Annotated in this window: 11 protein-coding genes; 3 read left to right on the top strand and 8 right to left on the bottom strand. The window is 71.2% G+C overall.

Annotated elements, in window-relative coordinates; genetic code table 11:
• Window positions 1-17 precede the first annotated feature (17 nt).
• From H1D24_RS21135 to pdxR, 4 genes are all read right to left on the bottom strand, one after another.
• Window positions 18-1,205, bottom strand: coding sequence for a glutathionylspermidine synthase family protein (locus tag H1D24_RS21135; protein ID WP_181659186.1), 1,188 nt, complete (start codon window positions 1,203-1,205; stop codon window positions 18-20).
• A gap of 80 nt (window positions 1,206-1,285) precedes the next feature.
• A complete protein-coding gene (locus H1D24_RS21130) occupies window positions 1,286-1,672 on the bottom strand; it encodes a hypothetical protein (protein WP_181659185.1) in 387 nt (128 codons plus the stop codon).
• Entirely contained in the window at window positions 1,648-1,986 is a 339-nt protein-coding gene (locus H1D24_RS44105; protein WP_181659184.1) for a phosphodiester glycosidase family protein, read from the bottom strand. The genes H1D24_RS21130 and H1D24_RS44105 overlap by 25 nt, the downstream gene beginning before the upstream one ends.
• 14 nt (window positions 1,987-2,000) lie before the next feature.
• Window positions 2,001-3,407: a MocR-like pyridoxine biosynthesis transcription factor PdxR gene (pdxR, locus tag H1D24_RS21120; RefSeq protein ID WP_181659183.1), complete on the bottom strand. Its 1,407-nt coding sequence runs from the start codon at window positions 3,405-3,407 to the stop codon at window positions 2,001-2,003.
• Between the two features lie 47 nt (window positions 3,408-3,454).
• On the opposite strand from pdxR, the gene H1D24_RS21115 reads away from it, so the two are divergent.
• From H1D24_RS21115 to H1D24_RS21105, 3 genes are all read left to right on the top strand, one after another.
• Window positions 3,455-3,976 carry a carboxymuconolactone decarboxylase family protein gene (locus H1D24_RS21115; RefSeq protein ID WP_181659182.1) on the top strand — a complete coding sequence of 174 codons (522 nt, stop codon included), beginning with the start codon at window positions 3,455-3,457 and terminating at the stop codon, window positions 3,974-3,976.
• On the top strand, window positions 3,973-4,707 hold the full coding sequence (locus H1D24_RS21110) for an isocitrate lyase/PEP mutase family protein (RefSeq protein ID WP_181659181.1): 735 nt from the start codon (window positions 3,973-3,975) through the stop codon (window positions 4,705-4,707). The genes H1D24_RS21115 and H1D24_RS21110 overlap by 4 nt, the downstream gene beginning before the upstream one ends.
• A 122-nt stretch (window positions 4,708-4,829) precedes the next feature.
• Window positions 4,830-5,669, top strand: coding sequence for a hypothetical protein (locus H1D24_RS21105; protein WP_181659180.1), 840 nt, complete (start codon window positions 4,830-4,832; stop codon window positions 5,667-5,669).
• Window positions 5,670-5,793: 124 nt separating this feature from the next.
• Here the strand turns inward: H1D24_RS21105 and H1D24_RS21100 are convergent, their stop codons facing one another.
• The 4 genes from H1D24_RS21100 to H1D24_RS21085 are packed head-to-tail and all read right to left on the bottom strand — an operon-like array spanning window position 5,794 to window position 11,393.
• Window positions 5,794-6,759 carry an ABC transporter substrate-binding protein gene (locus H1D24_RS21100; RefSeq protein ID WP_181659179.1) on the bottom strand — a complete coding sequence of 322 codons (966 nt, stop codon included), beginning with the start codon at window positions 6,757-6,759 and terminating at the stop codon, window positions 5,794-5,796.
• Between the two features lies 1 nt (window position 6,760).
• Entirely contained in the window at window positions 6,761-8,734 is a 1,974-nt protein-coding gene (locus tag H1D24_RS21095; protein ID WP_181659178.1) for an ABC transporter permease, read from the bottom strand.
• Window positions 8,734-9,879: a quaternary amine ABC transporter ATP-binding protein gene (locus H1D24_RS21090; protein ID WP_181659177.1), complete on the bottom strand. Its 1,146-nt coding sequence runs from the start codon at window positions 9,877-9,879 to the stop codon at window positions 8,734-8,736. The genes H1D24_RS21095 and H1D24_RS21090 overlap by 1 nt, the downstream gene beginning before the upstream one ends.
• A complete protein-coding gene (locus tag H1D24_RS21085) occupies window positions 9,879-11,393 on the bottom strand; it encodes a GMC family oxidoreductase (RefSeq protein ID WP_181659176.1) in 1,515 nt (504 codons plus the stop codon). Before H1D24_RS21085 ends, H1D24_RS21090 begins: the two co-directional genes overlap by 1 nt.
• Window positions 11,394-11,408 lie beyond the last annotated feature (15 nt).

Here is an 11,408-nt window from a genome sequence, read left to right as displayed (position 1 = left end):
CCTCCGGCAGTAGGCTCTTACAGGATCACATGGGGCAGGAAGCGGGCGTACTCGTCCGTGACCAGCCCCGACGACTCGCGGATGCCGAGCCCCGCCGACTCGTCCTGCACGACCCAGGCACCGAGCACCACGCGGTTGCCGTCGAACGACGGCAGCGGCGCCAACTCCTGGTAGCAGCAGGGTTCTTCCCGGGCGACGGGGTCGCCCTGGCCCGCCTCGTGCACCGTGACACCGGCGCCCTCACGGCCGAGCAGCGGCTTGGCCACGTACCCGGCGGTCGTCGCCAGCTCGCGCGGCCCGTCGAGATAGGCGGGCAGGAGGTTCGGATGGCCCGGGAACAGCTCCCAGAGGATGGCGAGAAGCGCCTTGTTGGACAGAAGCATCTTCCAGGCGGGCTCGATCCACAGGGTGCTGCCGGTGCCGCCGCCGTTGTCGAGCGTGTCGAGGACGTGCTCGCCGAAGCGGTCCGTGGTCAGCCACTCCCACGGGTAGAGCTTGAAGCAGCTGCGGATGAAGCGGAGTTGCTTGTCCACGAAGCGCCCGGAGAGCCGGTCCCAGCCGATCTCCTCCATGGAGATCCACTCGGTGTCGAGCCCGGCCTGCTGGGCCGTCTCCCGCAGATACGCGACGGTCATCAGGTCCTCGCCGAGCTCGTCGGCCGAGGAGTGCGCGAAGTACAGGGGGCTGCCCGGTGGCAGCAGCGCGGCCTGCTTCTTCCAGGCGTCGACGAGGCGTTCGTGCAGGGAGTTCCACTGGTCGGCGCCCGGGAAGCGCTCCTCCATCCAGAACCACTGCGGGCTCGCGGCCTCGACCAGGGACGTCGGCGTGTCGGCGTTGTACTCGAGCAGCTTGGCCGGGCCGCTGCCGTCGTAGCGGAGGTCGAAGCGGCCGTAGACGGACGGCAGTTCGGCCCGGCGCCGCCACGCCTCGCCGACCAGTTCCGCCAGCCGCGGATCGGTGATGCCGAGATCCGCGAACCGGTCCTCGTCCACGATGTACTGCGCCGCCGCGAGACACATGCGGTGCAGTTCCTCGACGACCTCCTCCAGCGCCTCGACCTCGGGCAGCGAGAAGACGTAGTACGCGCTCTCGTCCCAGTACGGGCGCAGCGAGCCGTCCGGGTAACGGGTGAGCGGATAGATCAGCCCCTGTTCCTCGACGGTCTGCTGCCAGCCGCCGCGGGGCTCGATGGTGCGTCGTTCCATGTGTCCGGCTGTTCCCGGTGTTCGGCTTCTACGGGTGTTCGGCTGTTACCGGTGTTCGGCTGTTCCAGGTGTCCGGCCGCTCAGCCGCCCGAGCTGCCGCCGTCGCCGCTGCCGAAGCCGCCGCGGTCCACGCCGCCGCTCGTTCCGCCGGAACTGCCGGCGCTGCTCGACTTCTTGGTGAAGGAGCCGCCGTCGACCCAGCCCTTCTTCTCCTTGCCGCCGTAGTACCAGTCGCCGTCGCCGGACACCTTGCCGCTCTTCCGGCTCTTGCGGCTGCCGGAGCCGCCGCTGCCGGTCTTGCAGTTCTTGTCGGCGACGACCTCGTAGCCCTTGGCGGCCTCGTAGCTGTCGCGGTCCACACACCGCTTGTCCGGGTCGGAGGAACAGGAGGTGAGTGCCGCCGCGAGAAGTCCCACACCCCCGAGTACGACCGTGCCGGACCTCAACTGACGCCGTATGTCTGCCATCTGTGCTCCCCCGTAGCGTTCCTGTCGGTTTCGTCGACTGGTCGGTCAACTGGCCGCTGCCGACCGGTGGTCAGCGTACGGGTGTGCCCGCCCGGTCGCGCAACCGGGCCCCGGGGGCACAGACGGCGCACGCGGTCAGTCGTGGTCGGCAGGCAGCACCTGGACGGTGTCGCCCACCGGGCGCTCCCCGGTCGCGCCGACGTGGTGTGGACGAGCGTGCCGCCGACGGCCATGGCGGTGGAGCCGCCGCCATCGAGGTTCAGGGCATCGACGGCGCCGAGGGAGCAAGGCCACTCCCACGGCCCCGCCGGCACCCCCCGGGCCACTCCTACGGCAGCGCCCTGCACAGGGCGTCCAGTGCCCCGGACCACGCATGGTCCGGCGGCCTTCCGTACCCCACCACCAGCGCGTCCCGGGGCTCGGTGACCGCGCCCTCGTGGCGGAAGCGGCTCAGGCCGAAGAGGCCCAGTCCCTGCCAGGCGGCCGCGCGGACTACGGACTCCTCGGTGCCGGGCGGGAGTTCGATGACGGCGTGCAGCCCGGCCGCGATACCGGTCGCGCTCACGCCGGGCGCCCGCTCCGCCAGCGCGGCCACGAGCTGGTCGCGGCGGCGCCGGTAGCGCAGCCGCATCGAGCGCACATGCCGGTCGTACGCCCCGGAGTCGATGAACTCCGCGAGTGTCAGCTGGTCCAGGGTGCCGCACGACCAGTCGGTGACGCCCTTCGCCTCCGCGACCCCGGCTGCCAGCGCGGGCGGCAGTACCATCCAGCCCAGGCGCAGCCCGGGGGCGAGTGACTTGCTGGCGGTGCCGAGGTAGACGACGCGGTCCGGGTCGAGTCCCTGGAGCGCGCCGATCGGCTGCCGGTCGTAGCGGAACTCCCCGTCGTAGTCGTCCTCCAGGATCAGTCCGCCGCTGCGCCGCGCCCAGTCGACGGCGGCGGCCCGCCGGTCGGGGTGCAGCGGCACGCCCATGGGGAACTGGTGCGCGGGCGTCAGCAGCACGGCACCCGGCCGCATGTCGTCCAACTCGATGGTGGATGTGCCCAGTTCGTCGAACGGCAGCGGCGGGATGCCCAGTCCGGCGCGGGTCAGCACCTTCCAGAAGACATCCAGCCCGTACGACTCCACGGCCACGTCCCTGACACCGCGCTCCCCGAGGGCGGCACCGAGCAGCATCAGTGCGTGGGCGAACCCGGCGCAGATCAGGATCCGTTCCGGATCGGCGTGCACGCCACGCGCGCGTGCCAGATAGCCGGCGAGGGCGGTGCGCAGTTCGACGCGGCCGCGCGGGTCGCCGTAGCCGAGGGCGTCGTTCGGTGCGGCGGCCAGTGCACGGCGGGCGGCCTTGAGCCACTCGCTGCGCGGGAACGAACTCAGGTCGGGGCTGCCGGGCGTCAGGTCGTACGTCGGGCGGCCGGCCGCCCTGCGCCGGGGCGCCGGGCGGCTCGGCGCCGGAACGGCCCGCTCGGCGACCCGGGTGCCCGAGCCCTGCCGGGTGGTGAGCCAGCCCTCGGCCACCAGATCCGCGTAGGCGTCGGCGACCGTGTTGCGGGCGATGCCCAGGTCGGCCGCGAGCGAGCGGGACGACGGCAGGCGTGTGCCGGGTGCCAGCCGTCCGCTGCGGACCGCGTCGCGCAGGGCGTCGGTCAGCCCCTTCCGCAAGCCGGAACCGCTGCCCGTACGACTCGGGTCGATATGCAGGTCCACTCCGAGATTGGCCCAGGATTCCACCATGGAAATGGACCATACCCCTGGGCTACTCCGCCCATAGGGTCGACGGCATGACGAGCAACGAGAGCACCCACGGGAACACCGCAGCGGACACCTCATACGCCCCCGAGCACACCCCCCGCCTGCCCTGGGCGAAGCTCGCGCCCGAGGTCTACAAGGCCATGGTCCGGCTGGACGCGGCGGCCCGTCAGGGTGTGGACCCAACGCTTCTGGAGCTGGTGAAGATCCGCGCCTCGCAGCTCAACCACTGCGCGTTCTGCCTGGACATGCACACGAAGGACGCCCTCGCGGCGGGAGAGAGCGTGGAGCGCGTCATCCAGCTCAGCGCCTGGGAGGAGTCGCAGCACTTCTACACCGAGAGGGAGCTCGCGGCGATCGAACTGACCGAGGCGGTCACCGTCCTCACGGACGGTTTCGTCCCGGACGAGGTGTACGAGAAGGCCGCCAAGCACTTCGACGAGTCCGAGCTCGCGCAGCTGATCGCGGCGATCACGGTGATCAACGCGTGGAATCGGTTCGGTGTGACCACGCGGATGGTCCCGGGGCACTACCAGCCGGGCGATCACACATGAGCGCTGCCGAGAGCGCTGCCGACACGTTCCGCGCCCTGCACCACGGGCGTCTGCCCGACGATCCTCTCGTCCTTCCCGGGCCGTGGGACGCGGCCAGCGCGCGGGTGTTCGTGGAGGCCGGGTTCCCGGCACTGGCGACGCCCAGCGCGGGCGTCGCCGCCTCCCTCGGGTACGAGGACGGGGCGACGCCCGCCGACGAGATGCTCGCGGCGGTCGCCCGGATCGCCCGGGCGGTCGACGTCCCGGTGTCCGCGGACATCGAGGGCGGCTACGGACTGCCGCCGAAGGAACTGGTGGAGCGGCTCCTGGAGACGGGCGCGGTCGGCTGCAACCTCGAGGACTCCCACCAGGGCGTCCTCAAGGACCCGCGGCAGCACGCCGACTGGCTGGCGGAGGTGAGGGAGGCCGCGGGCGACCGGATCTTCCTCAACGCGCGCGTGGACACGTTCATCCGCGGCGTCGCCGCGCCCGAGCGGGCGATCGAGCGGGCCGCGCTGTATGTGGCCGCGGGCGCGGACTGCGTGTATCCGATCGGCGCTCCCGTCGGTGTACTGCCGCTGCTGCGGGCGGGCATTCAGGGGCCGGTCAACGTGGTCGCCCCGGCGTACGCCGCGCCGTCGTCGCTCGCCGAGCTGGGCGAACTCGGCGCCACCCGCATCACCTTCGGCGGAGGCCTGCAACACCGCGCGACAGCCGCACTGGCCGACTTCGCCCGACGTCTGCGTTCCTGAGCACGGCACTGCGGGCGCGCGGGCCCGCCGCGGGCGGAGTGGGGGCCCATCCGCGCCCGGGCACGGCACCGAAAGCCCTGGCCTGCTCCCCATGCGCCCCTTCTGACTCAAAAGTAAAATATATGGCGATATACCCCTGGAGCCCCGAGGAGGCGTGCGCGATGCACCTGAAGATGTACGCGGATCGGCCCAGGGCCTCCAGGGCCCGCCGCCTGCTGGTGGTCGCCGGCTGCACCACGGCACTGGTCGCCGTCCCCCTCAGCGCGCCCGCAGCGACGGCGAGCGCCGGGAACGGCATCGAGGACCTGAGCGCGCGGGAGATCGCCGACAAGGCGTCTGACGCGTTCACGAGCGCGCAGTCCGTCCGAGTCACCCTGGACGAGAACAGCACCGACATCGGCCAGGGCGAGGTCTCGTCCGCCGACCTCACCCTCGATCGCGACGGCAACTGCAACGGCTCGATGCGGTTCAAGGACAGCGGCAACGTGGAACTCGTCAAGCGCGGCGAGCAGGTCTGGCTGAAGGCGGACGAGAAGTACTGGAAGACGGAGGTCCCCGGCTCCGAGGGCGAGAGCGCGGCCGAGATCTTCAAGAACCGCTACATCCGCGGCAGCACGGACGACTCTCTGCTGGGAGACCTGGCAGGCGTCTGCGACCTCAAGGAGATCCAGCAGAAGGCCGCCGAGGAATCCCGCAAGGCCAAGGACTTGCGGAAGGGCGACCCGACGACGGTCGACGGCACGCCGGCCATCCCGGTGTCGGGCATGGAAGAGGGCGTGACGCACACCGTGTACGTCGCCACCGAGGGCAAGCCCTACCCGGTCAGGACGACCAAGAAGGGCGACGGCAAGGACGTGACGGCGACGTTCAAGGACTACGACAAGCCCGTGCCGACCGAAACCCCGTCGGCGGACGAGTCGGTGGACGTGTCGAAGCTGTACGAGGAGGTGCCGACCGTGTAGGCGTCGCGGTCACGCGACACGCGGCCTCGGGGCACGCGGGCTGGGGCACGCCCTGACACCCCGCGCCGGACGCCCTGCGAGGGGGGCGCCCGGCACGGGGGACCACTTCGGTTCGCTCACCGGATCACTTCGGCAGCCACGCCTTCCACGTGGACTCATGTCCCTCGACCCACTTCTTCGCCGCCTCCTCAGGCGACATCTTCTGGTCGGCGATCATCAGGGACACCTCGTTCTGGTCTTCGGTCGTCCACGTGAAGTTCCTCAGGAACTCCGCCGCCTTGCCGCCGGTCTTCGCGAAGTCCGCGTTGAGGTACTTCTGCAGCGGCGTGTGCGGGTAGGCGCAGGCGACCTTCTCCGGGTCGGCGTCGCAGCCCTCCTCGTACGCGGGCAGCTTCACCTCCGTCATCGGCACCTTCTCGAAGAGCCACTGCGGCTCGTACCAGTACGTCAGGAACGGCTTCTTCTGCTTGGCGAACTGCCGGATCTGGGTGATCTGGGCGGCCTCCGAACCGGCGAACACCACCTGGAAGTCCAGATCCAGGTTCTCCACCAGCGCCTTGTCGTTGGTGACGTACGACGGCGAGCCGTCGAGCAGCTGGCCCTTGCCGCCGCTCTCGGCGGTGCGCAGTTCGTCCGCGTACTTGTTCAGGTTCTTCCAGTCGGTGACGTCAGGGTGCTGCTCGGCGAAGTACGTCGGGACGTACCAGCCGATGTGGCCGGTGACCCCGAGCTCGCCGGCGTTGGCGATGGTCTTCTTGTCCTCGACGTAGCGCTTTTCCTCGTCCGGGTGACCCCAGTCCTCCAGGATCGCGTCGACCCGCCCCTGGCTGAGCGCGTCCCACGCGGGGACCTCGTCGATCTGCACGGTGTCGACGCGGTGGCCGAGCTCGTGCTCCAGCAGGTACTTCGCCACGCCGACGTTGGCCTGGGCGCCCACCCAGGACTGCACGGAGAGCGTCACGGTCTTGGCGCCCTGCGCGTTGGCGTAGGGCGACGCCTGCTTGGTCATGTCGGCGGCGCCGCAGCCGGTCAGCGCCAGCAGCGCGGCCCCGGCCGCGACCAGGCTGGTCATTCGGGTACGGAATCGCATGTCACGCTCCCTTCTTCGCGTGCCGCTCAGCCGGCTGCGTCACCCGGTCGAGCATCAGGCCCAGGCAGACGATCGCGGCACCGGCCACCAGACCGGTCGCCAGATCGCCCTGGGCGAGCCCGAACACGACGTCGTAGCCGAGCGCTCCGCCGCCGACCAGGCCGCCGATGATGACGACGGCGAGGACGAGGACGACGCCCTGGTTGACCGCGAGCAGCAGGGCGCTGCGGGCCAGCGGAAGCTGCACCTGGCGCAGTTGCTGCCCGCTGGTGGCGCCCAGCGAGCGGGCGGACTCCAGTGCGCCCGGGTCGACCTGGCGCAGGCCCTGCGCGGTGATGCGGACCACGGCGGGCAGCGCGTACACGACCGCCGCGGCGACGGCGGGCGCGCGGCCGACGCCGAACAGCGCGACCACCGGGATCAGGTAGACGAACTGGGGCATCGTCTGGAACACGTCCAGTACGGGGCGGAGCATCCGGTCCACACGGGCGCTGCGTGCGGCCGCGATGCCGGTCGCGACGCCCAGGACGAGGGTGACCGCGACGGCCGCAAGGACCTGCGACAGCGTGTCCAGCGACGGCTTCCACACGCCGAGGACGCCGATCGCGGCCATGGCGAGGACCGCGGTGAGCGCGGTGCGCCAGGTGCCGATCAGCCAGGCGAGCGCCGCGACGATCAGGAGGACGGACCACCAGGGCAGCCACTGCAGCCCGTCGCGGACCGGGTCGAGGACCCAGGTGGTGAAGTGGCCGGCCCAGTCGGCGGTGCCGCCCACGACGGGCACGCCGGTGTAGAGGTGGTCGGTCATCCAGTCGACGGCGTTGTTGACGGGCTCGGCAATGGTGGCGGTCCAGGCGCCGGGCCACTCGAGGCGGTCCGCGAAGCGTCCGGCGAGCGCGATGACGACGGTGAGCGCGGCGGCGGCCGTCCAGCCCCGTCCGCCCCGGAGCGCGCCGTGGTCCGGCTCGGACGCGCCGAGCCGGGCGCCCGCGGCCGCCGTCGTACGGTCCAGCACCACGGCCAGCAGCACGATCGGGATGCCCGCGGCGAGTGCCGCGCCCACGTCCACCGAGGCGAGGGCCTGGTACACGCGGTCACCGAGACCGCCCGCGCCGATCACCGAGGCGATCACCGCCATGGACAGCGCCATCATGATCGTCTGGTTGAGGCCGAGCAGCAGCTCCTTGCGGGCCAGCGGCAGCCGGGCGGTCAGCAGCCGCTGACGCGCCGTGGCGCCGAGGGAGTCCACGGCCTCCATCACGCCCTCGTCGGCACCGCGCAGTCCGAGCGCGGTGAGGCGGGCCATCGGCGGCGCGGCGTACACGACGGTGGCGAGAACGGCCGCCGGGACGCCGATACCGAAGACGAGCACGACCGGCAGCAGATACGCGAAGGCGGGCAGCACCTGCATGGTGTCGAGGACGGGCCGCAGCGCGCGGTACATACGGTCGGAGAGCCCCGCGGCGAGCCCGAGCAGCGCGCCGAGCACGACGGAGGCGACGACCGCCACCACCATGAGCGCCAGCGTCTGCATGGTGGGCACCCACATGCCGAGCAGCCCGCAGACGAGGAACGCGACGGCGGTGCCGAGGGCGAGCCGCACCCCGGCGACGCGCCAGGCGACCAGCCCGGCCGCGGCCGTGACACCCGCCCAGCCGACGGCAAGGAGTACGAGATAGACCGCGCGTACGGACAGGGTGACGGCGTTCGAGATGTGCCCGAAGAAGTACAGGAACAGCGGGTGGCTGTCGCGGTTGTCGATGATCCAGTCACTGGCGCTGCCGAGCGGCCCGGACAGGTCGACGGTCAGCGCGTCGGGCCAGGCACCGCTCGCCCAGCGAGCGTGGACGACCGGCACGAGGACGGCCGCGACGACGGCGAGCAGCAGGAGCTTGCCGACGGCGGGGCGGCGCATCAGTCCTCTGACGAGGCCGGCGATTCCCGTATGGGGAACGGGCGCGGTGGCGGTAGCCATCAGGCCACCTCCTCGCCGGGGGCGGCAGGCCGGACGTCGGCGGGCTCGGTCCCGGCACCCGCGCTTTCGGCGGTGTCCCCCGTCCCTGCCACCACGCCGAGCAGCGTCTCCGAGTCGACGACCCCCACGCACCGCCCCTCGTCCATCACACGCGCCGGGAACCCCGTGCGCGCGACGGCCTCGATGGCCTCCGACACCGTCGCCTCAGGGGCGACGGCCGGGCCGTGGCCCGCCTCGTCCCCGCCCGCGGGACGCATGGCCGTACGCACGGTCATGACCTGCTCGCGCGGCACGTCCCGCACGAACTCGCGTACGTAGTCGTCGGCGGGCGACCCGACGATCTCCTCGGGCGTGCCGAGCTGCACGATGCGGCCGTCGCGCATCAGCGCGATGCGGTCGCCGAGGCGCAGCGCCTCGTTCAGGTCGTGGGTGATGAAGACCATGGTGCGGCCCTCTTCGCGGTGCAGGCGGATGACCTCCTCCTGCATGTCGCGCCGGATCAGCGGGTCGAGCGCGCTGAACGGTTCGTCGAAGAGCAGCACTTCGGGGTCGACCGCGAGCGCCCGTGCCAGGCCGACACGCTGCTGCTGGCCGCCCGACAGCTGCCCCGGCCGCCGCTGCTCCATGCCCTCGAGGCCGACCTTGGCGACGACCTCCTGGGCCTTCGCACGGCGCTCGGCCTTCCCGATCCCCTGGATCTCCAGGCCGTACGCGACGTTGTCGAGGACGGACCGGTGGGGCAGCAGCCCGAAGTGCTGGAAGACCATGGCCGCCCGGTGGCGGCGCAGTTCGCGCAGCCGGGACCTGTCCATGCCGAGCACGTCCTCGCCCTCGATGGCGATCTTCCCGTACGTCGGCTCGATCAGCCGGGTCAGGCAGCGTACGAGCGTGGACTTGCCGGAGCCGGACAGGCCCATGACGACGAAGACCTCGCCCTTGTGGACGTCGAAGCTCACGTCACGGACGGCGGCGTTGCAGCCGGTGCGCTGCCGAAGCTCAGCCGGGGTGAGCGCGGCGAGCTCCGGGTCGGCGGGCACGCGGTCGGCCTTCGGGCCGAAGACCTTCCACAGGCCGTCGACGGAGAAGACGGGAGCGCCGGCGGGCGCCTTCGCGGGGGCCACGGCGGTGGCAGCGGTCGTACTCATCACGCATCACCCCGCAGCAGCTCGGCGGCCTTCTCCCCGACCATCAGCACCCCGATCATCGGGTTGACCGCGGGCATCGTCGGGAAGACGGACGCGTCGGCGATACGGATGCCGTCGAGCCCGCGGATCTTCAATTCCGGGTCGACGACGGCGAGTTCGTCGTCGACGGCCCCCATGCGGCAGGTGCCCGCCGGGTGGTACACGGTGTGCGCGACCTTGCGCGCGTACTCGCTGAGCTCCTCGTCGCCGGTGACCTCGGGGCCCGGGCACACCTCGCGCTTCAGCCAGCTCGCGAGCGGTTCGGTCTTGGCGATCTCGCGGGCGATCTTGATGCCGTCGACGAGGGTGCGGCCGTCGTAGTCGTCCTCGTCCGTGAAGTAGCGGAAGTCGAGGGCGGGCTTGACCTCCGGGTCCGCGCTGGTCAGGTAGATCCGGCCGCGGCTCTTGGGCTTGGGGATGTTGGGGGTCATCGAGACGCCGAGCTCGGGCCGTTCGTAGCCGAGCCGCTCCGGGTTGTCGGTGAACGGGACCTGGTAGAAGTGGAACATCAGGTCAGGGCCATGGTGTTCGGGATCCCGCCGCACGAACAGCCCCGCATCGCTGTCCATCGCGGAGTTCTCGGGGATCGGCCCGTTCGTCTCCCACACGATGACGGACTCCGGGTGGTCGAGCAGGTTCTCGCCGACGCCCGGCAGATCGCGCACGAGGGGTATGCCGAGCCGCTCCAGGTCCGCCTTCGGTCCGACGCCGGAGTGCATCAGCAGCCGCGGCGAGTCCACCGCGCCCGCGCACAGCAGCACTTCCCGCTTCGCCTCGACGAGGATCTCCTCGCCGTCCTTGGTCCGGACGTGCACACCCTTCACACGCGTGCCGTCGAACTCCAGCCTGTACGCCCAGGTCTCCAGCCAGATGTCGAGGTTGGACCGGTCGAGGAAGGGATGCAGATACGCGACCGACGCACTCGACCGCTTGTTGTTCTCCGGGTGGTAGGCGAGGTCGAAGAAGCCGACGCCCTCGTCGAACGGCTTCTTGTTGAAGCCCTCGACACGCGGAACCCCGAGCGCGGCATGCGCGGCGTCGACGAAGTCGCGCGCGATGGCGTTCCGGTCCTGCTCGTCCACGGCCACGATGTTGTTGAGCAGCCGCGCGTAGTACGCCTCCATCTGCACGGCGCCCCAGCCCTTGGCGCCGGCCTGCTCCCACTCGTCCCAGTCGGACGGCAGCGGCTTGAAGGAGATCAGGGTGTTGTGCGAGGAGCAGCCGCCGAGCACGCGGGCGCGGCTGTGCCGGATGTGCGAGTTGCCGCGTGGCTGCTCGGTCGTCGGGTAGTCGTAGTCGAGCTCTCCGCCGAGCAGGCCCATCCAGCGGCGCAGGGTGAGGACGTCCTCCCGGTCGACGTCGCTGGGGCCGCCCTCGATGACGGCGACGCGGACGTCCGGGTTCTCGGTCAGACGGGACGCGATCACGGATCCCGCGGTGCCGCCGCCGATGACGACGTAGTCGTACTCAGACATGTATGTGTTGCTCCT

It is taken from the genome of Streptomyces himalayensis subsp. himalayensis (assembly GCF_013778455.1).
GTDB classification, from domain to species: Bacteria; Actinomycetota; Actinomycetes; order Streptomycetales; family Streptomycetaceae; genus Streptomyces; species Streptomyces himalayensis.
Note: the sequence above shows the minus strand (reverse complement) of the source record. Positions and strands in the feature narration are given on the sequence as shown.

Coding starts and splice junctions, on each gene's coding strand:
- H1D24_RS21135 (WP_181659186.1), bottom strand. CDS start 1,205: ATGGAACGACGCACCATCGAGCCCCGCGGCGGCTGGCAGCAGACCGTC.
- H1D24_RS21130 (WP_181659185.1), bottom strand. CDS start 1,672: ATGGCAGACATACGGCGTCAGTTGAGGTCCGGCACGGTCGTACTCGGG.
- pdxR (WP_181659183.1), bottom strand. CDS start 3,407: ATGGTGGAATCCTGGGCCAATCTCGGAGTGGACCTGCATATCGACCCG.
- H1D24_RS21115 (WP_181659182.1), top strand. CDS start 3,455: ATGACGAGCAACGAGAGCACCCACGGGAACACCGCAGCGGACACCTCA.
- H1D24_RS21110 (WP_181659181.1), top strand. CDS start 3,973: ATGAGCGCTGCCGAGAGCGCTGCCGACACGTTCCGCGCCCTGCACCAC.
- H1D24_RS21105 (WP_181659180.1), top strand. CDS start 4,830: ATGGCGATATACCCCTGGAGCCCCGAGGAGGCGTGCGCGATGCACCTG.
- H1D24_RS21100 (WP_181659179.1), bottom strand. CDS start 6,759: ATGCGATTCCGTACCCGAATGACCAGCCTGGTCGCGGCCGGGGCCGCG.
- H1D24_RS21095 (WP_181659178.1), bottom strand. CDS start 8,734: ATGGCTACCGCCACCGCGCCCGTTCCCCATACGGGAATCGCCGGCCTC.
- H1D24_RS21090 (WP_181659177.1), bottom strand. CDS start 9,879: ATGAGTACGACCGCTGCCACCGCCGTGGCCCCCGCGAAGGCGCCCGCC.
- H1D24_RS21085 (WP_181659176.1), bottom strand. CDS start 11,393: ATGTCTGAGTACGACTACGTCGTCATCGGCGGCGGCACCGCGGGATCC.